Below are 16,108 nucleotides of genomic sequence, written 5' to 3' on the forward strand. Positions count from 1 at the left end.
GACAGCCGTGTATAAGCTGTTGGCACTCAACATTGACGGAACGATTTTAAAAAACAACGGCCGCCTGCCGCGCGAAACAAAAGAGGCGGTCGACTATGTGAAGAAAAAAGGAGTTTATGTTACGTTAATCACGAGCCGCAATTTGCTTTCCGCCCGCAAAGTGGCGAAAGCGCTGCGGCTTGATGGGATGCTCATTGCATTCCAAGGAGCGATGATTGCCAGAACGCTTGATGATAGGCTGTTTGACGCCGTGATCCCTGAGGAGCGGACGTTTAATATCGTGCAAATTTTGGAAAATTTCAACTGTAACATCCGCCTCATGCATGAGCGGTATTCGCTCGGCAATCGGAAGAAAGTGAAGAAAAACCTTGTCGTGCAAACGGTTCTCTCCTCAAGCGACCCGTTTTTCTATCCGACTCAATTTGTCGATTCACTTGGCGATGTGCTGCTCGACGAACCGATCGCTGTGCCGAAAATTGATGTATATTTTGCTACAGACGAACAGAGGGATGCAGCGGCCGCTTTATTGACGAAATCGATTCCGTCCATTGATATGATTATGCAGCCAAACGGAAAAATGGAAATTGTCCCGCAAGGAGTGTCTAAACTAGCGGGGTTGCGCCGGCTGGCTCAACATATCGGCGTGTCGTTGAAAGAAACGGTTGTCATTGGCGACGGCCTTGACGATTTGCCGGCGATTGAAGCGGCTGGGCTCGGCGTCGCCATGGGGAACGCGCCGCTTGAGGTGAAGCGGGCGGCCGACTGGGTGACGCGTTCGAACGAACAGCTCGGCGTCGCCTACATGGTGAAAGAACATTTCCGCAAGCAGCAGCGAATCGAGTTTTTGCAAAAACTCAAAACGAAACAGTAAGAGGCTTGAGCGGGGAGCGAACCGTGAGCGGACAACTGGCGCTTGCCGTTTTCACGAAAATCATAAAAATGAGGCCGGAGCGAATGTCCGGCTTTTTTTTTTAATCTAGTTGGCCGGGAGAGAGTCATTTCCATAAAGTCGGCGGCAAAGGTGCATTCTTCCGCTTGACGAAGGAAACAGCCGTTCAGTACACTGAAAGAAGTTTGAAAGAAAAGGTGATGAACGTGCGGATCGAAATTCAAGGACTGCCGCATCCGGAACGGTTTCAGCGCCCGCTTGAGGTGATGACCGAGCTGTTCTTCGAAGCGCCGGAGCTGTTGCTCGTGCCGCTTCCCGAGGCCGATATGGCCGTTATGTTTTCCGTCAAGAAAGACGGGGGCATCGCTGTTTCGGGGACGCTGCTTGACAAGACGTCGGGGCGCGTGGAGGAAGTAAGTCATGAATACAGCACGCCGGCGGATGCTGACGGGAAAACGTACGAAAAACAGCTGAAAAACGCCGTTTTGCATGTCTATTTGACGTTGCTTGAGCGTTCTACCGGCCTCATTCAGCCGTGGGGCGTGCTGACCGGCGTCCGCCCGGTCAAGCTGCTTCATCAGCTTTTGCGCTCAGGCCTTTCGAAAGAAGAGGCGCATCGGAAGCTGGCCGAGGAGTACTTGGTGACTAAGGAGAAAATCGAACTAATGCAGGCGATCGTGGATCGCCAGCTCACGGTCGTGCCGGATTTATACGATTTGGCTCATGAAGTGAGCATTTATATCGGTATTCCGTTTTGCCCGACGAAATGCGCGTATTGCACATTTCCAGCGTACGCCATCAACGGCCGCCAAGGGTCGGTCGACGCCTTTTTGGCCGGCCTTCATTACGAAATGGAAGCAGTCGGCCGCTTTTTGCGCGAGCGCGGCATTCGCATTACGACGATCTACTACGGCGGCGGGACGCCGACGAGCATTACGGCCGACGAAATGGACCGGTTATACGCTCATATGTATGACGTATTTCCAGACGTCGACCGCGTCCGCGAAATCACGGTCGAAGCCGGGCGTCCGGATACGATTACGCCGGAGAAGATTGACGTATTGAAAAAATGGAAGATCGACCGAATCAGCATCAATCCACAGTCGTACATTCAAGAGACGTTAAAAGCGATTGGCCGCCATCATACCGTTGAAGAAACGATTGAGAAGTTCCACTTGGCGCGGCAGATGGGGATGAACAACATCAATATGGACTTAATCATTGGACTGCCGGGCGAGGGTCTGGCGGAATTTACGCATACGCTCGCCGAGACGGAGCGGCTCATGCCGGAATCGCTCACCATCCACACGCTGTCATTTAAACGGGCGTCGGAAATGACGAAAAACAAACAAAAGTACAAAGTCGCCAGCCGCGAGGAAGTGCAGGCGATGATGAAGGCGGCCCAGGAGTGGACAAAGGAGCACGGTTATGTCCCATATTACTTGTACCGACAAAAAAACATTCTCGGCAACTTGGAAAACGTCGGCTACGCCTTGCCGGGGCACGAGAGCCTATACAACATTATGATCATGGAAGAACAGCAGTCGATCATCGGCCTTGGCTGCGGGGCGTCAAGCAAATTCGTCGATCCGAAAACGCGGAACATCACCCGCCAGGCGAATCCAAAAGAGCCGAAAGTGTACAACGAACATTTCGCCGAATATACGGAAGAGAAAATCAATATATTAAAGGGAATATTTGGATAAATAACAACACCCCGGGAACAACCCCGGGGTATTTTGATTAGCGGTGAAATAAAATGAGCTTGCCGCTGGCATTGACGCAACGGTGTGTTTTGTCCCAACAGCCGCGCTCACGCAATTTTTGCTCGCCGATTTTTTTCGCTTCTTCATCATTGGCGGCTTCAAACGTTTCATCAAGCAATTTTTCCCCGTCGCGCTCAAACGCGGTCAACGTATACGTCGGCATGTCACCATCTCCTTTCGCTGAATCATCATTCATTTCTCTTTCATTTAGAGGTTGGATCGGCAAATTCCTGCTTTTATCTGAAACTTTTTTTTAGATGGCACGTTTTAATAGTGTGAGTGGAAAATTTGTTTTGTGTTGGGGGAATGTGGATGAGTTTGGAGATCATTGAGGTGACGAAACGGTTTGGCCAGACGACGGCCGTCGACCATTTGACGTTGACGGTTCCAGAAGGGGAGATGTTCGGGCTGCTTGGGGCGAATGGAGCGGGAAAAACGACGACCTTTCGCATGATTTTAGGCCTTCTGCTCCCGACGGAAGGGGTGATCCGTTGGCAAGGCGAACCGATTGATGACTCGAAAAGCCATCTGATCGGCTATTTGCCGGAAGAGCGCGGGTTGTACCCGAAGCTGAACGTGCAAGAGCAGCTTTTGTATTTAGGGCGGTTGCGCGGAATGAAAAAGACGGATCTTCTTCCGGAAATCGACCGCTGGCTTGAGCGCTTCCATATCCGCGATTACGCCAACAAGCGGGTGGAGGAGCTGTCGAAAGGCAACCAGCAAAAAATCCAGTTTATCGCTGCTGTGCTTCATCGACCGAAGCTATTAATCTTGGATGAGCCATTCAGCGGCCTTGATCCGGTGAACGTGGAACTGTTGAAAGAAGCGGTGCTTGATTTAAAACGGAACGGCACAACCATCGTCTTCTCTAGCCATCGGATGGAGCATGTCGAAGAGCTGTGCGAACATGTCTGCATTTTGCGCCGCGGCCGCGCGGTGGTGGCGGGAGCGCTGCGTGAACTGAAACGTTCGTTTGGCAAGCAAATTCTTATCATTCAAGGAGACGGACCGTTTGAACAATTGGCGCGGTTTCCTGGTGTTTTGCAGTGGAAGCGGACGGCGGAAGGGGTGCGGCTGCAAATCGCCAATGAGGAGACGGCGCAAGCGATACTCGGTCATATAGCAGGAAAATTCGCGGTTCGTCTGTTTGCCTTGGAGGAACCGTCTCTGAATGATATCTTTATTGAAAAAGTAGGTGCGGCGTATGAATAAGTTTTTCCTTGTGGCGGTACATACGTATCAGACGAAGCTGAAGGCGAAAGCATTTTTGGTGACCACTGCCATCACTTGCCTGTTGATCATCGGGGTGGCCAACATTCAGCCGATCATTGAGTTTTTCACCGGTGATGAAAAGCCTCATGTCGCGGTCATTGACCGCACGGGATCTTTGTACGGTCCGCTTGCGAAGCAGGCAAACCATAATCAAATCGCGTTGACGAAAATTACGGATATGGAAAACGAAGCGAAAGAAGCGGTCAAAGAAGGCAAATGGGACGGATTGCTCGTCTTGTCGATGGATGCGGAAGGATTGCCGGAAGCGGTGTATTATGCCAATACGATTGTGGACAATCAGACGCCTGAGGAACTGGAACGAGCGCTAAGCCAGCTGAAAACAGCGCTTTCAGCCGCTAAGCTCGGCCTGACGGATGAACAAATGGCAGAGCTTTCCAAACCGGTTCCGTTCCAAAAGGTGGCATTGGAAAAAAACGCGAAGACGGAAGAGGAGTTGAACCAAGCGCGCTCTCTCGTTTATGTCCTTCTGTTCGCGATGTATATGTTTGTTTTGATGTATGGAGGAATGATTGCGACGGAGGTGGCGACGGAAAAATCGTCGCGCGTGATGGAAATTTTAGTGTCAAGCGTCCCGCCGGTCCAACAGCTGTTTGGCAAAATCATCGGCGTTGCTCTTGTGAGCTTGACGCAATTTTTCGTTTTTTTCGCCGTCGCTTTCGCCGCGTTAAAAACGAGCGGACAGGAAGTGTGGCGTTTCCTCGGATTGGATCACCTGCCGGCCTCGATCTTTGTGTATGCACTCGTTTTTTTCTTGCTCGGTTACCTCTTGTACGCGGTGCTGTTTGCCGTGCTCGGTTCGCTCGTCAGCCGGGTCGAAGATGTACAGCCGGCGATTACGCCGGTCATGATGTTGGTTGTCGCTGCCTTTATGATCGCGATGTTTGGCTTGAATGCGCCAGAGTCGGCGTTCGTGACCGGCGCCTCGTTTGTTCCCTTTTTCGCTCCGATGCTCATGTTTTTGCGCATCGGCCTCGTTTCCGTGCCGGGGTGGGAAGTGGCGCTTTGCCTTGTGCTTTTAGCGGCGACGATTGCCTTGCTCATTTATTTTGGCGCCAAAGTGTACCGAGGCGGCGTGCTGATGTATGGACGAATGAACATTTTCAAGGATATAAAACAGGCCATCCAGCTGACAAAAAAATAAACAGTGGACGGGCCGTTTGGGCTAATGTTCCCTTGCCGTTTCGGCAAGGCTTTCTTTTTGCCCTTTGCCCGTTATGATATACTAGAAAATACGTACAGAGAAACGGAGGAGAACGAAGTGGCGAAAGGCATCATCCATTATGAGGTTGGGGAACAAGTTGATCTCTTTTTGCTCATCAAATCCGCAACGAAAGGCATCGCCAGCAATGGCAAGCCGTTCTTAACGTTGATTTTGCAAGATAAAAGCGGCGACATTGAAGCGAAACTGTGGGATGTCTCGCCAGATGATGAAGAGCGGTATGTGCCGGAGTGCATCGTCAAAGTGGCGGGAGACATCCATAACTACCGTGGCAAATTGCAGTTGCGCATCCGTTCGATCCGTCCTGCTCATCCGGGCGATGCGGTGCGCATCGATGACTTTTTGGAGACGGCTCCGCTCGGGCGCGAGGAAATGAAGGCGAAAGTCATGGAATACATATTTGCGATGGAAAATCCAAACATCCAGCGCATTACCCGCTATTTGTTGAAAAAATACGAAAAGGCGTTTTTTGAGTACCCAGCGGCGACGAAAAACCATCATGAATTCATCTCCGGACTGGCGTACCACGTCGTGTCGATGCTCGAGCTCGCCAAGGCGCTCGTCCATCTCTATCCGTCGCTCAATAAAGATTTGCTTTATGCCGGCGTCATTTTGCATGACCTTGGCAAAGTGATGGAATTATCTGGTCCGGTATCGACGGTGTATACGCTGGAAGGAAATTTGCTCGGACACATTTCGATCATGGTGAGCGAGATCAGCAAGGCGGCGGAACAGCTCGGCATTCAAGGTGAGGAAGTCGTCATTTTGCAGCATCTTGTGCTCGCGCATCATGGCAAGGCGGAATGGGGCAGCCCGAAGCCGCCGCTTGTCAAAGAAGCCGAGGTGCTTCATTACATTGACAATTTGGATGCGAAAATTACGATGATCGACCGTGCGCTTGAGAAAGTAAAACCAGGTGAATTCACCGAACGCGTCTTTGCCCTTGACAATCGCTCGTTTTACAAGCCGGTGTTTTTATCTGTTTCAAAGCCAAAAAATGCGGGTAGTAAAGAGTAGGGGGGCGGATCAAGGGAGGGATGGATCATGATCGAACCGATCATTGAAATCGTCCCGACATCCCAGCACGAACAGGCGAAAGAAACGTTGAGCGAACTGCGCCGACAGTGGAAGAAAACGAAGAAGAAAACAAAGAAGAAGCGAAACGAAGCATAAGCGTTGTCCCGAGGAAAGAGGCGGTGTCCCCGCCTCTTTCTTCATGCATACAGCTGGCCGTTCACGCGTATAGTGTAGTAAGACAAGCGTACAAGGAGGGGATGGCGATGTTCAGTTTGCCATGGTGGATTTATTTGGTCGTGGCCGGCATTATTTTCAGCGGCTACATGACTGTAAAAACAGCGGCGCGCGAGCGGGAAATCGACGAGGCGTTTATAGAAAAAGAAGGCGAAATTTATATGGAGCGCATCCGTCAAGAACGGGAGCGGCGGAAGCAAGCGAAGTCCTTGCAATAGCCAAGGGCTTTCTTTTTTTGATTTTTGAAAACGATTTTTTCAAAAAATTCTCTTTCTTTTTTTTTGAATCGTGTTAGGATAGTAATATCAACGGACTACCAGGAGGCAAAGTGAGGGATAACAATGAAACGCGCGTACAACTTCAACGCTGGCCCGTCCGCGCTTCCGCTTCCGGTGCTTGAGCGGGCGCAAAAAGAGCTGCTTAATTTTCAAAACACCGGCATGTCGGTGATGGAATTAAGCCACCGAAGCAAGGAATACGAGGCGGTGCACAATGCGGCGAAAGAGCGGCTCAAGCGACTTCTAAATGTGCCGGACGGGTATGACGTTTTATTTTTGCAAGGCGGGGCGAGCTTGCAGTTTTCGATGGTACCGATGAACCTCCTCACGGAAGGGAAAATCGGCTGTTATGTGCTGACCGGGGCGTGGTCGGAGAAAGCGCTGAAAGAAGCGCAAAAAATCGGTTTGACAACGGTTGTCGCGTCGAGCAAAGAAGCGAACTACACGTATATTCCGCCGCTCGATGATGTGAAATGGCCGAAAAACGCCGCCTATGTCCATATTACGTCCAACAACACGATCTTCGGCACTCAATGGAAGGAATTTCCGGACACGCCGGTTGACCTGGTCGCGGATATGTCGAGCGATATTTTAAGCCGTCCGTTCGATGTCAGTCAATTTGCCCTCATTTACGCCGGGGCGCAGAAAAATCTCGGCCCGTCAGGAGTCACGGTTGTCATTCTCCGCAACGATTTGCTGGAGCGCATTCCGGACGGGCTGCCGACGATGCTTGATTACCGAACGCACCAGAAGAGCAATTCGCTGTACAACACGCCGCCGACGTTTGCGATTTACATGCTGTCGCTCGTGCTCGAATGGGTCGAAGAGCAAGGCGGTGTGGCGGCGATGGAAGAGCGCAACCAGCAAAAGGCGGCCATGCTGTATGAGGCGATTGATGAAAGCGGCGGCTTTTACAAACCGCACGCCGAAAAGGGGAGCCGTTCGCTCATGAACGTCACCTTTACGCTTCCAAATGAGGAGCTGACGAAAACATTCCTCGCCGAGGCGAAAGAACGCGGGTTTGTCGGGCTCGGCGGGCACCGATCGGTCGGCGGCTGCCGGGCGTCGATTTACAATGCGGTGCCGCTTGAGGCGTGCGAAGCGCTCGCATCGTTTATGAACGATTTTCGCCGCCGCTTTGCCTGAAACTTTCTTCTTCACTTTTGTATTGCAAAGTGATATAATAATAGAAAATTCTCGAGCATGAGAATAGATGAGAATAGATGAGGAGAGATGAGCATGAATGCCAGAACATTAGTATTGATGGCGCTGTTAGTCGGAATCGGAGCCGTGTTGCACGCCGCCATTCCGGGGTTGTTTTTCGGAATGAAGCCGGATATGATGCTGGCGATGATGGTGTTGGCGATTTTGCTGTTTCCAAATGTCAAGGCAGCCGGTCTTGTCGGCGTCGCCACCGGGTTGATTTCCGCCATGACAACGACATTTCCGGGCGGGCAGCTTCCGAATATGATCGACAAAATCATCACGGCCTTCGTCGTCTTTGCCCTGATCTTTGCGGTGAAAAAGTACAGCCAGACAGTGGCCGGGGCGGCGGTGCTGGCGGCTGTCGGCACCGTCATTTCCGGGTCGGTGTTTTTAACCGCGGCGCTCCTTATTGTTGGGTTGCCGGGTGGAACGACCTTTTCTGCGCTGTTTGTCACGATTGTGCTGCCAACCGCGGCGTTAAATGCGGTGGCCATGGCCATTATCTATCCGATTGCGGCGTCCATCTTCCGGCGGATGAACGTCACAGCACACGTGTAAACGGCAAAAACCCGATCATGACTGGTCGGGTTTTTTGCTATCAAACAGGCGGAACGATGCTGGTTTGCAGCTCCTTCCCTGCCTTTATTTATTTGAAAATTCAAACAAACGCTAAGCGTAGCTGAGAAGCCAGGCGGCAAACAGACAAAGCGATGCTATTCCAATATAGCGCAAAGCTTGCTCTTTGAGCAGCGCCTTTGGCGGGTACGCCCGCGCTTTCCATAAAGAAAAGAAAGTGTTTATAAAAAGACAGAAAAATACGAATCCGATTGCGGTAAGCATCCATTGTATATACATCATTGCGTTTTCCCTCCTGTATGCGGCAGTCTCCTTAGGCTTATTACTATGAATATGCAAAAAAATCATAAAAATAAATATTTTTGTCTTTATTCTTTTTTGTTTTATTGATATAATAGGAAATAAAAAATACGGTGAGGGAAAGAGTGGGTGGAACGATGAAGGGGACAGAACAGCATTATTCCGTTAAAGAGGCAATGCTATTTAGCCAACGGATCGCCCAGCTGAGCAAGGCGCTATGGAAATCGATTGAAAAAGACTGGCAGCAATGGATCAAGCCATTCGATTTGAACATTAATGAGCATCATATTTTATGGATTGCTTACCATTTTAAAGGAGTATCGATCTCAGAAATTTCCAAATTTGGTGTGATGCACGTTTCGACAGCTTTTAACTTTTCGAAAAAACTGGAAGAAAAAGGGTTTCTTTCATTTTCCAAAAGGCAAGACGACAAGCGCAATACGTACATTGAGTTGACCGAAAAAGGCGAAGAAGTGTTGATGAAGCTGATGGAGACGTATGACCCGACGAAAAATGCCGTTTTTAATGGGGTGTTGCCGTTGCGCGAGTTGTACGGAAAGTTTCCGGAAATTTTAGAAATGATGTGCATAGTCCGCAATATTTATGGCGATGATTTTATGGAAATTTTTGAGCGGGCGTTTGAGAACATTAAGGAAGACTTTGTCGAGCAAGACGGCAAGCTCGTCAGGCGGACGGCGAAAGCGACAGAGCAGGAGAAAGAGCTGGCCAGCCAGGCTAATTGACGGTTTGAATGAGCATTTTCAGCTCGGTCATCAGCGGCACAAACAGTTGTTGGGCCAACATGGCGTCAACCGTTTGTTCGAGCGGAAGGTTCGGATGGAGCATCCCGGCAAACTGCACGAGCAGAGGGGTGAAAATCGTCAACCCTTCCGCTTTTTGCCGCTCATATTGCTCGGCGAGCTCTTGGCAAAACGATAGGAATGCGTCGACTTCTTCTTTGGTCAAATCAGCGCGGATCACAAGGGAGTAAAACGGTTTTTTTGTTTCATCGACCATTTCCAGCAACAATGACTGGTGAAATTCGAGCTTGGCCACTCGCTTTTCCAACGACTCCATACACCGTGCTCCTTTGGCTGGCATAAAGTGCAACCGTGTTTACGTATATTTTACCGGATTTGTGCGCATTCACCAATAGGGAAAATCGCTTCACCGTATTTTTCGAGAGAAAAAAGATTGATTTCCGGCGGCGGACGAGGTAAAGTTAAAGCCATGGACGGTGTTTGGTGAAGATGAGAAGGAGGGGAAGAGTTTTGGTGCTTTACTTTATCCCTCTGGCAGTGGCGGTTTTATTTTTTCTGAATCAGCTCACTCACTCGTTTTGTGCGCAGCGAGACATCCCGGAGGAGCAGCAGCCGGCGGTTTTCCGGACGATCAACGTACTGATTACGATTTTATTGATTTCTTCTTATTTTGAAGTGTTGTTTACATAACGAGGAGCCGGTGCGGCCGATCGGGAAAGAGGAAGCAAGAGGGTGCTCCCGGTTTCGGGGGACACCCTCTTTTGTTTAGTAGATGACGCAGGCGCAGCCGACAATGATTAGCAAAATAAACAGCACAACAATCAACGCAAAGCCTCCGGAATAAGGTGCGCTCATCGTAACACCCCCTTTCGTAAGAAGAAGCCTGTCGAGCGCTTCATCCTCATCATATGTATGACAAGCGTGCATGTTATGGGCGGATGACTAAAGCGGAAAGAGGTTTTTTTTTCATTGAAAATATGGTATAGTTATTGTCGTGGCTGAAGAGGCGAGCATGTTGTTTCTTGGGCGCGCTTGGGCGCCATTCGATCTGCGCCGCTTGAAATCGTGGGAACATTCAATCGAAAAAAGATGTAGGAGTTGTGAAGCGAATGAAAAAATGGATGATGGCCACTGCCGTCGTTTCGTTCATGGCTTTGTCGGCCTGCAGCAACGACGGTTTGGAAGCGATTGTGGAAACGAAAAACGGCAATATTACGAAAGATGAATTTTATAATGAGATGAAAGAGCGCGTCGGCAAATCCGTCCTTCGTGATTTGATTGACGAAAAAGTGTTGAGCAAAAAATACAAGGTAACCGATGAAGAGATCGACCGCGAAATCGAACGAATCAAGGAAGCGTATGGAACGCAATATGATTTGGCCGTGCAGCAGAACGGAGAAAAAGTGATCCGCGAAATGGTCAAGCTCGATTTGCTGCGGACGAAAGCGGCCGTTGAAGACATAAAAGTGACGGAGAAAGAGCTGAAGGAGTATTATGACAACTACAAGCCGAAAATTCGTGCCAGCCATATTTTGGTCAAAGATGAAAAAACAGCAAAAGAAGTAAAGGCGAAGCTTGATAAAGGCGAGGATTTCGCCAAGTTGGCCAAAGAATACTCCCAAGATCCAGGCTCGGCGTCCAACGGCGGCGATTTAGGCTGGTTTGGCCCAGGGAAAATGGTCAAGGAGTTTGAAGAAGCCGCCTATAAGCTGAAAGTCGGCGAAGTGAGCGATCCGGTGAAAACGGATTACGGCTACCATATCATTAAAGTGACGGACAAAGAAAAGAAAAAGTCGTTCAACGAAATGAAAGACGAAATTGCGTTTGAAGTCAAACGGAACAAGCTTGATCCTGCGACGATGCAGTCAAAAGTGGACAAATTGGTGAAAGATGCCGGTGTTGAGATCAAAGACAAAGATTTGCAAGATGTGATCGAGCAGCAAGGAAAACAGTAAAAAAACGGAAGCAGAACATCCCTGCTTCCGTTTTTTTATTTGTGGGCTTGACCTTTCTGCTGTTCAACAACGGGGGATCAGCCGAGCTGCTCGCGAATGGCGGCCGCGATCGCCTGCAGGTCAGCAGGCGTATAGTCGCTTGCATGCGACTTCCAGACCGCGCCAAACCCATCCCCTTTGCCGTAGCGTGGAATGAGGTGAAGATGGTAATGGAACACCGTCTGCCCCGCTTGCTCGCCATTGTTGTTCAATAAGTTGAGCCCGACGGGGGAAAACGCTTTATTCAGCGCGTTGGCGATTACCGGCACGGCGCGAAACAGACGGCCGGCTGCCTCCGGCGTAAGCGTAAAAACGTTTTCTGTATGTACTTTTGGGATGACAAGCGTATGCCCTTTCGTTACTTGGCTGATGTCCAAAAAGGCAAGCACATGCTCGTCTTCGTACACTTTCGCCGCCGGCAACTCACCGTTGACGATTTTGCAAAAAATGCAATCACTCATAGGAACGGTCACCCTTTCCTTTCGTTTTCTTCATTTTACCATAAAAAAACCGGGATGTAATCCCGCATGCGGTTACATCCCGGCTGGTGAAAAGGGGAGAGGATGATTCAATCAAATGTGCGTTTGATGAACACCCCATTTGCGACAAAGTCGTTTAGGCGTGAGCGCTTCCTTTGTTCAACGCGACCATCCCCTTTGGACAGGTTCGTTGCTTCTCAGCAACAGACAGATGGCCCTTGTTCATGAACGGTTTACAACGTCTTGCGGCTCACAACGGTGTCTTTGACGAACACCCCATTTCAGATGGATCGTTCATCAGCCTTTGCTTGGTGAATCCCCATCCCCTCTTCGCTATTTATCATGCCCGCAGAGGCAGTGTTTATGCAGGGAGGGGCAACAAACTTTTTTGGTAAAAACCGCTTCTCTTTGGTACAATGGGGGCAAAAGCCATTTCGCGGTGGAAGGGGTTAGCGGACGATGGCGCTTTTGCAAGTGGATCATATATCCGGAGGGTATACAGCGCAAAACGTGCTTGAGGATGTGACATTTTCGGTTGAGCGCGGCGAAATAGTGGCCTTGATTGGCTTGAACGGGGCCGGGAAAAGCACGACAATCAAACATATTATCGGTTTGATGGAGCCGCGCCGCGGGACGGTTTCGATCAACGGCTATACGCTCGCGGCCGAGCCGGAGGCGTACCGGAAGCAGTTTGCCTTTATTCCGGAAACGCCGGTGTTGTATGAAGAACTGACATTGGAAGAACACTTGCGTCTAGCGGCGATGGCGTACGGGTTGAGCGAGGCGGAATACGAACGCCGCCTTCCTCCCTTGCTTCGCGAGTTCCGCCTCGAGCGGCGTCTTTCTTCGTTTCCGGCCCATTTTTCCAAAGGGATGAAACAAAAAGTGATGATCGTTTGCGCCTTTTTGCTTGAACCGCCTCTTTATATGATCGACGAGCCGTTTCTTGGCCTTGATCCGCTTGCGATTCATGCGCTGCTCGAGCGGATGAATGAACAAAAGGCGAAGGGAGCCGGCATTTTGTTATCAACCCATATTTTAGCAACGGCCGAGCGGTATTGCGACTCGTTTGTCATTTTGCACCAAGGGCGCGTGAAAGCGAAAGGAACACTTGATGACATCCGCCGCCAGTCCGGGTTGAAACATGCGACGCTTGATGAGGTGTACATTGAATTAACAAAGGATGATGCGCCATGATGGACGCCGGCAAGCTTTGGCAGGAGCGCTTTCGAGCGGAGGGGAGGCGAAGGCTCCGGTACTTGCGTTACATGTTCAATGACCATTTGCTTGTCGGCCTGTTCATCGTGTTGGGCTGGGCGGCGGTCGTGTATAAACGCTCGATCGAACAGCTCCCCCCCTCATTTCCGTACCCAGCCATCGCTGCGGCGGTGTTTGGTTGGGCGGCGGCGTCAGGCTCGGTGCGCACCTTGTTTCGTGAAGCGGATATGGTGTTTTTGCTGCCGGCCGAGCGCCGGCTGCGTCCATATATTCGCCGGGCGTTTGTTTTCTCTGCAGTGTGGCACTCCTACGGCCTATGTTTGCTTCTTTTGGCGGCCGGACCGCTCCATGTCCGGTTTTCGCCGGTGCCGTGGCCGCTCTTTTTGCTCGGCATCGTCTGTTTAAAACTATGGAATTTATGGGCGAGTTGGAAGGGGAATTACATCGCTGAACCGTCGTTTCATCGTTGGAGCGCGCTTGTCCGCTTGGGCGCATCGGCGCTTGTCGTGTACTTTTGGTTGGCGGCGGCGCCGTGGCCGTTTTTCGGAACGGTCGCTGCGTTGATGGCCGCTCTTTCCGTCTGCTTATGGCGGTGGACAGAAGGGGAAACATGGAAGTGGGAGCGGCTCATCGCCGAAGAGCAGCGCGCAGCCCGATTGTTTTACCGGGTGGCCAACTTGTTCACGGACGTTCCGGAATGGCGGGAGACGGCGAAGCGGCGGCGTTGGCTCGACCCGTTGCTGGCCTTTATTCCGTACGGGCCGCGGCACGTCTTTTTCCATTTGTATGCACGCACGTTTTTGCGCGCCGGCGAGTACGCAGGGCTGTATGTGCGGCTAACCGCCATCGGATGCGTCGTGCTCGCGGCGGCCGACCATGAATACATGCGGGCGGCCACGGTGCTTTTGGTGTTGTATGCGACCGCTGTTCAATTGGCGGCGCTTCCTCATCGCCACCGTTATTCGCTATGGACGCGGCTGTACCCGCTGCCGCGGACGGAATCGCCCGCCGCTGCCATGCGGCTGTTCGCCATCTTGCTCATCGCGCAAAATACGTTGTTTCACCTTGTATTGGCTGCTGTCTCCCCCTGTTTTCTTTGGCTTGCCACTTGGGTGGGCGGAAACGCGTGGGGGATCTGGGCGGCCGGGCGCTATGGACGCCCGCGCCGGAGGGCCAACGCCGGCTATTAGCGCTTTTCGAGCCAAGGCCGGCGTCTTTCTTTTTTGAAAGGGGCGACGGAAAGCCCTTAACGTGCTGTTTCTGCTTGATGCTCTCCCAGCGCAGCGCTTCTTTTTTGTTTCACACCTTCTTTCCCGCTTCATATGCTGTAGTACACCAGCCCAGGCGCATGTCCGGCGGGCCGGGCTGGAAGTTGGGGGAAAGGGGATTGTGTATGGGTGTAGAGCTTGTGGCGCTGCACTGGATTTACTTGCTGTTTATCATGCTCATCATTGGGTTTATGGTTGCCCGCAAAGATACATCGCTCGTTTGCATTGCTGGGATCTTTTTGTTGGCGGCGGTCGCTACCCATTCACTGAGCGCGGCAGTCAGCGGGGTGTTTAACAGTTTTATTTACGCCATTACCGAATTGCTGCCGCCGATTTTGGTCATCTCAATCATTGTGTCGATGAGCAAAGTGTTGTCGGCGACCGGCATCAATGATGTCATGGTATCACCGTTTGTCCGCTTGATCCGCACGCCGGCTTGGGCGTATTGGACGATCGGGATTTTGATGATGGTCATCTCCTGGTTTTTCTGGCCGTCTCCAGCCGTTGCCTTAATGGGGGCGGTGCTGTTGCCGGCAGCGGTCCGGGTGGGCTTGCCGGCGTTAGGAGCGGCGATGGCGATGAACTTGTTTGGGCATGGCATCGCGCTTTCTGGCGATTTCATCATTCAAGGGGCGCCGAAACTGACCGCCGATGCAGCCGGCCTGCCGGTTGGCGACGTCATCGCTGCTAGTGTGCCGCTCGTGTTTGTCATGGGGGCGGTCACGACCGTCACCGCGTTTTATTTGCTGCGCCGCGACATGAAGCAAGGACGTTTGGCGGTCGGCGATGCAGAAATCGCTGCTGCCACGGATTCGGCGCTCGAAAAAACGGAAGGACTGCTCGCCGAGACGGCGAAAAAATGGCTGGCGCTGTTGATTCCGGTGTTGTTTGCCCTTGACGTCATCGCGATGTTTTATTTGCGCTTGCAAGGCGGCGAGGCGACAGCCTTAGTCGGCGGAACCGCGATTTTTATTTTGATCCTCATTTCCGTTTTAGCCCACCGGCAAGAGAGCTTTGCTGAAGTGACCAATTACCTTATTGAAGGATTTCAGTTCGGATTTAAAGTGTTCGGTCCTATCATTCCGATTGCCGCCTTTTTCTATCTTGGCGATGCCGGATTTGTAAAAATTATCGGCGACTACTTGCCGCAGGCGTCACAGGGCATTGTCAACGATTTAGGGGTCGCCTTGGCTCATGCAGTGCCGATGAACAACGAAATCGGGGCAGTGACGCTCACGATTGTCGGGGCGATTACCGGTCTTGACGGCTCCGGGTTTTCCGGCATCTCGCTCGCTGGTTCGGTCGCCCATTTGTTTGCGCTCGCCATTGGCGGCGGGGCGGCCACGTTAACGGCGCTCGGCCAGATCGCTGCCATTTGGGTCGGCGGCGGCACGCTTGTTCCGTGGGCGCTCATCCCGGCCGCGGCCATTTGCGGCGTCGATCCGTTTGAGTTGGCGCGGCGCAACTTGATTCCGGTAGCGGTCGGTCTGGCGGTCACAACCGTTGTCGCCATGTTTCTGATCTGACGAAAAAAGCTGTCCTGTGCGGCCAGGGCAGCTTTTTTGGTATAATGGTCATAGGCTGAAAATCGGTCGATTTTTTGACAGTTT

The 16,108-nt window shown here is 51.5% G+C and carries 20 protein-coding genes; 15 read left to right on the plus strand and 5 right to left on the minus strand.

The annotated features are described in order from the left end of the window. Positions 1-7: 7 nt before the first annotated feature. Positions 8-871: a Cof-type HAD-IIB family hydrolase gene (locus QSJ10_RS02795; protein WP_033013847.1), complete on the plus strand. Its 864-nt coding sequence runs from the start codon at positions 8-10 to the stop codon at positions 869-871. Positions 872-1,089: 218 nt separating this feature from the next. Continuing rightward, positions 1,090-2,595, plus strand: a complete 1,506-nt coding sequence (locus QSJ10_RS02800; RefSeq protein WP_053532422.1) for a coproporphyrinogen III oxidase — start codon at positions 1,090-1,092, stop codon at positions 2,593-2,595. 37 nt (positions 2,596-2,632) lie between these two features. Here QSJ10_RS02800 and QSJ10_RS02805 read toward each other — a convergent pair whose 3' ends face one another. Beyond that, entirely contained in the window at positions 2,633-2,818 is a 186-nt protein-coding gene (locus QSJ10_RS02805) for a YhzD family protein (protein ID WP_015374028.1), read from the minus strand. Between the two features lie 149 nt (positions 2,819-2,967). On the opposite strand from QSJ10_RS02805, the gene QSJ10_RS02810 reads away from it, so the two are divergent. The 7 genes from QSJ10_RS02810 (at position 2,968) to QSJ10_RS02840 (ending at position 8,460) form a co-directional block, all read left to right on the plus strand. Further along, a complete protein-coding gene (locus QSJ10_RS02810) occupies positions 2,968-3,867 on the plus strand; it encodes an ABC transporter ATP-binding protein (RefSeq protein WP_033011573.1) in 900 nt (299 codons plus the stop codon). Next, a complete protein-coding gene (locus tag QSJ10_RS02815) occupies positions 3,860-5,089 on the plus strand; it encodes an ABC transporter permease (RefSeq protein WP_053532416.1) in 1,230 nt (409 codons plus the stop codon). Before QSJ10_RS02810 ends, QSJ10_RS02815 begins: the two co-directional genes overlap by 8 nt. 117 nt (positions 5,090-5,206) lie before the next feature. Next, on the plus strand, positions 5,207-6,184 hold the full coding sequence (gene yhaM, locus QSJ10_RS02820; protein ID WP_033013845.1) for a 3'-5' exoribonuclease YhaM: 978 nt from the start codon (positions 5,207-5,209) through the stop codon (positions 6,182-6,184). A 27-nt stretch (positions 6,185-6,211) separates the two neighbouring features. After that, on the plus strand, positions 6,212-6,340 hold the full coding sequence (locus QSJ10_RS02825; protein WP_033013844.1) for a hypothetical protein: 129 nt from the start codon (positions 6,212-6,214) through the stop codon (positions 6,338-6,340). A 107-nt stretch (positions 6,341-6,447) separates the two neighbouring features. Then, the gene (locus QSJ10_RS02830; RefSeq protein WP_033011581.1) at positions 6,448-6,636 is read left to right on the plus strand and encodes a sporulation YhaL family protein; all 189 of its coding nucleotides are present in this window, start codon (positions 6,448-6,450) and stop codon (positions 6,634-6,636) included. A gap of 123 nt (positions 6,637-6,759) precedes the next feature. After that, positions 6,760-7,842 (plus strand): 3-phosphoserine/phosphohydroxythreonine transaminase, encoded by a 1,083-nt coding sequence (gene serC, locus QSJ10_RS02835; RefSeq protein WP_033013843.1) that lies wholly within the window; start codon positions 6,760-6,762, stop codon positions 7,840-7,842. A gap of 93 nt (positions 7,843-7,935) precedes the next feature. Further along, positions 7,936-8,460 (plus strand): tryptophan transporter, encoded by a 525-nt coding sequence (locus tag QSJ10_RS02840; RefSeq protein ID WP_033013842.1) that lies wholly within the window; start codon positions 7,936-7,938, stop codon positions 8,458-8,460. 111 nt (positions 8,461-8,571) lie between these two features. On the opposite strand, the gene yhzF is transcribed toward QSJ10_RS02840, so the two are convergent. Continuing rightward, entirely contained in the window at positions 8,572-8,826 is a 255-nt protein-coding gene (gene yhzF, locus QSJ10_RS02845; RefSeq protein ID WP_487139134.1) for a membrane protein YhzF, read from the minus strand. 89 nt (positions 8,827-8,915) lie between these two features. Between yhzF and QSJ10_RS02850 the strand changes: the two genes are divergently transcribed. Then, the gene (locus tag QSJ10_RS02850) at positions 8,916-9,521 is read left to right on the plus strand and encodes an HTH-type transcriptional regulator Hpr (protein WP_196242956.1); all 606 of its coding nucleotides are present in this window, start codon (positions 8,916-8,918) and stop codon (positions 9,519-9,521) included. Here QSJ10_RS02850 and QSJ10_RS02855 read toward each other — a convergent pair. Continuing rightward, entirely contained in the window at positions 9,514-9,855 is a 342-nt protein-coding gene (locus QSJ10_RS02855) for a YhaI family protein (RefSeq protein ID WP_033013839.1), read from the minus strand. The genes QSJ10_RS02850 and QSJ10_RS02855 overlap by 8 nt on opposite strands. 194 nt (positions 9,856-10,049) lie before the next feature. Here QSJ10_RS02855 and QSJ10_RS02860 point away from each other — a divergent pair, with 194 nt between their 5' ends. Then, the gene (locus QSJ10_RS02860; protein WP_053532415.1) at positions 10,050-10,229 is read left to right on the plus strand and encodes a hypothetical protein; all 180 of its coding nucleotides are present in this window, start codon (positions 10,050-10,052) and stop codon (positions 10,227-10,229) included. A gap of 75 nt (positions 10,230-10,304) precedes the next feature. Here QSJ10_RS02860 and QSJ10_RS02865 read toward each other — a convergent pair whose 3' ends face one another. Further along, a complete protein-coding gene (locus QSJ10_RS02865; RefSeq protein WP_021322511.1) occupies positions 10,305-10,394 on the minus strand; it encodes a YjcZ family sporulation protein in 90 nt (29 codons plus the stop codon). 254 nt (positions 10,395-10,648) lie between these two features. Between QSJ10_RS02865 and QSJ10_RS02870 the strand changes: the two genes are divergently transcribed. Next, positions 10,649-11,494: a peptidylprolyl isomerase gene (locus QSJ10_RS02870; RefSeq protein WP_049625036.1), complete on the plus strand. Its 846-nt coding sequence runs from the start codon at positions 10,649-10,651 to the stop codon at positions 11,492-11,494. Positions 11,495-11,571: 77 nt separating this feature from the next. Here the strand turns inward: QSJ10_RS02870 and QSJ10_RS02875 are convergent, their stop codons facing one another. Beyond that, positions 11,572-11,994, minus strand: coding sequence for an HIT family protein (locus tag QSJ10_RS02875; RefSeq protein WP_033013836.1), 423 nt, complete (start codon positions 11,992-11,994; stop codon positions 11,572-11,574). 477 nt (positions 11,995-12,471) lie between these two features. On the opposite strand from QSJ10_RS02875, the gene QSJ10_RS02880 reads away from it, so the two are divergent. From QSJ10_RS02880 to QSJ10_RS02890, 3 genes are all read left to right on the plus strand, one after another. After that, entirely contained in the window at positions 12,472-13,209 is a 738-nt protein-coding gene (locus QSJ10_RS02880; protein ID WP_033013835.1) for an ABC transporter ATP-binding protein, read from the plus strand. Continuing rightward, the gene (locus QSJ10_RS02885) at positions 13,206-14,420 is read left to right on the plus strand and encodes an ABC transporter permease (protein WP_033013834.1); all 1,215 of its coding nucleotides are present in this window, start codon (positions 13,206-13,208) and stop codon (positions 14,418-14,420) included. The genes QSJ10_RS02880 and QSJ10_RS02885 overlap by 4 nt, the downstream gene beginning before the upstream one ends. A gap of 203 nt (positions 14,421-14,623) precedes the next feature. Then, entirely contained in the window at positions 14,624-16,024 is a 1,401-nt protein-coding gene (locus QSJ10_RS02890) for a hypothetical protein (protein WP_053532414.1), read from the plus strand. The last annotated feature ends 84 nt before the right edge of the window (positions 16,025-16,108 follow it).

Source organism: Geobacillus stearothermophilus ATCC 12980 (genome assembly GCF_030369615.1).
GTDB classification, from domain to species: domain Bacteria; phylum Bacillota; class Bacilli; order Bacillales; family Anoxybacillaceae; genus Geobacillus; species Geobacillus stearothermophilus.

Bases quoted from the DNA above. Each gene is read 5' to 3' on its own strand.
- QSJ10_RS02800 (WP_053532422.1), top strand. From the start codon at position 1,090: ATGAACGTGCGGATCGAAATTCAAGGACTGCCGCATCCGGAACGGTTT.
- QSJ10_RS02805 (WP_015374028.1), bottom strand. From the start codon at position 2,818: ATGCCGACGTATACGTTGACCGCGTTTGAGCGCGACGGGGAAAAATTG.
- QSJ10_RS02810 (WP_033011573.1), top strand. From the start codon at position 2,968: ATGAGTTTGGAGATCATTGAGGTGACGAAACGGTTTGGCCAGACGACG.
- QSJ10_RS02815 (WP_053532416.1), top strand. From the start codon at position 3,860: ATGAATAAGTTTTTCCTTGTGGCGGTACATACGTATCAGACGAAGCTG.
- QSJ10_RS02825 (WP_033013844.1), top strand. From the start codon at position 6,212: ATGATCGAACCGATCATTGAAATCGTCCCGACATCCCAGCACGAACAG.
- QSJ10_RS02830 (WP_033011581.1), top strand. From the start codon at position 6,448: ATGTTCAGTTTGCCATGGTGGATTTATTTGGTCGTGGCCGGCATTATT.
- serC (WP_033013843.1), top strand. From the start codon at position 6,760: ATGAAACGCGCGTACAACTTCAACGCTGGCCCGTCCGCGCTTCCGCTT.
- QSJ10_RS02840 (WP_033013842.1), top strand. From the start codon at position 7,936: ATGAATGCCAGAACATTAGTATTGATGGCGCTGTTAGTCGGAATCGGA.
- yhzF (WP_487139134.1), bottom strand. From the start codon at position 8,826: ATGATTTTTTTGCATATTCATAGTAATAAGCCTAAGGAGACTGCCGCA.
- QSJ10_RS02850 (WP_196242956.1), top strand. From the start codon at position 8,916: ATGAAGGGGACAGAACAGCATTATTCCGTTAAAGAGGCAATGCTATTT.
- QSJ10_RS02855 (WP_033013839.1), bottom strand. From the start codon at position 9,855: ATGGAGTCGTTGGAAAAGCGAGTGGCCAAGCTCGAATTTCACCAGTCA.
- QSJ10_RS02865 (WP_021322511.1), bottom strand. From the start codon at position 10,394: ATGAGCGCACCTTATTCCGGAGGCTTTGCGTTGATTGTTGTGCTGTTT.
- QSJ10_RS02870 (WP_049625036.1), top strand. From the start codon at position 10,649: ATGAAAAAATGGATGATGGCCACTGCCGTCGTTTCGTTCATGGCTTTG.
- QSJ10_RS02875 (WP_033013836.1), bottom strand. From the start codon at position 11,994: ATGAGTGATTGCATTTTTTGCAAAATCGTCAACGGTGAGTTGCCGGCG.
- QSJ10_RS02880 (WP_033013835.1), top strand. From the start codon at position 12,472: ATGGCGCTTTTGCAAGTGGATCATATATCCGGAGGGTATACAGCGCAA.
- QSJ10_RS02885 (WP_033013834.1), top strand. From the start codon at position 13,206: ATGATGGACGCCGGCAAGCTTTGGCAGGAGCGCTTTCGAGCGGAGGGG.
- QSJ10_RS02890 (WP_053532414.1), top strand. From the start codon at position 14,624: ATGGGTGTAGAGCTTGTGGCGCTGCACTGGATTTACTTGCTGTTTATC.